The organism is Pseudoroseomonas cervicalis ATCC 49957, from assembly GCF_000164635.1.
In the GTDB taxonomy this organism is placed as follows: domain Bacteria; phylum Pseudomonadota; class Alphaproteobacteria; order Acetobacterales; family Acetobacteraceae; genus Pseudoroseomonas; species Pseudoroseomonas cervicalis.
This window is the reverse complement of sequence record NZ_GG770865.1, coordinates 1-1,246: the sequence shown is the minus strand read 5'-3', so window position 1 is coordinate 1,246 and position 1,246 is coordinate 1. Positions and strand designations below refer to the sequence as shown.

Genomic DNA, 1,246 nt, shown 5'->3' with positions numbered 1-1,246 from the left:
ATGAAAAACCGTGCCGGCGGCGCAGGAAGCACTGGCGCCGGGGCGGCGGGCCGGGACTATAAGCCCCTGCGGGGGGCCGGCGCCGTCGTCCCCCCGGCCCCCCTGCTGGCGGCGCCGGGGCGGCGGCTGCTACCCTGCCGCCAGGTCGCGCCTCGAAAGCCTTGCCGCATGCGGTTCACCCGTCGCCACGCCCTCTCCCTGTTGTCCGGCCTCGCCGTTCCGGCGCTGCTGCCGCCGGCGCTGCGGGCCCAGTCCCCCGCCGCCGCCCCGGCGGGCGAGGGCGACCTCGTCTTCGTGCTGAATTCGGGCGAGGCCAATATCCTGGTGCTCGACGCCGCGACCCGGCAGGAGCGCCGCCGCATCCCCGTGCTGCGCGAGGTCCACCACCTGGCCCTGACGCCGGATGGCAGCACGCTGATGGTGGGCGATTCCGGCGCCAACGAGATGCTGTTCCTCAACCCGCTGACCGGCGAGCTGATCAAGCGGGAGCCGCTCTCCAACCCCTACCACCTGGGCTTCAGCCCGGATGGCCGCACCCTGGTCATCACCAGCCTGCGGCGCGACCAGGTGGACATCTATGGCTGGGACGGCACGGCGCTGACCCTGCGCAAGCGCCATTCCATGCCCGACATGCCGAGCCACCTGGCCTTCAGCCCGGACAGCAAGACCGTCTACGTCACGCTGCAGGGCAATGGGCTGCTCGCCGCCATCAGCCTGGAGACGCTGGAGCCGCTCTGGTCGATGGAGATCGGGCCGGAGCCGGCCGGCGTGATCTGGCACAAGGACCGGCTGCTGGTCGGCATCATGGGCGGCGATTACGTGGCCGTGGCCGACCCCGCGACCCAGAGCATCGAGCGGCGCATCACCATCGGCCGCGGCGCGCACGCGCTGTTCATGGGGCCGAAGAACGACATCATCTATGCCACCAGCCGCGTCGACAGCCGCATCAGCCTGATCGACGCCACCACGCTGGAGGTGGTGCGCAGCCTGCGCATCCCCGGCGGGCCGGACGACCTGACCTTCGACCCGCAGGGCCGCATCTGGGCGACGCTGCGCTGGGTCGGCCGCGTCGCGGTGATCGACCCCGAGAGCGGCAGGAGCGAGGTGATCCGCACCGGCCGCTCGCCGCACGGCATCCTCTACGCCGCCGCCGCCGCCCTGCGCGCGCCGGTGACCAATTGACGGCATGGCCTTCCCCCTGACACGGCGCCGCCTGCTGGGCGGCGCGCTCGGCGCGGCCTGGGCC

Annotated in this window: 1 protein-coding gene; it reads left to right on the top strand. The window is 72.9% G+C overall.

Going from position 1 to position 1,246, the window contains the following annotated elements:
- Nucleotides 1–168 precede the first annotated feature (168 nt).
- The gene (locus HMPREF0731_RS19770) at nt 169–1,182 is read left to right on the top strand and encodes a YncE family protein (RefSeq protein ID WP_007005987.1); all 1,014 of its coding nucleotides are present in this window, start codon (nt 169–171) and stop codon (nt 1,180–1,182) included.
- Nucleotides 1,183–1,246 lie beyond the last annotated feature (64 nt).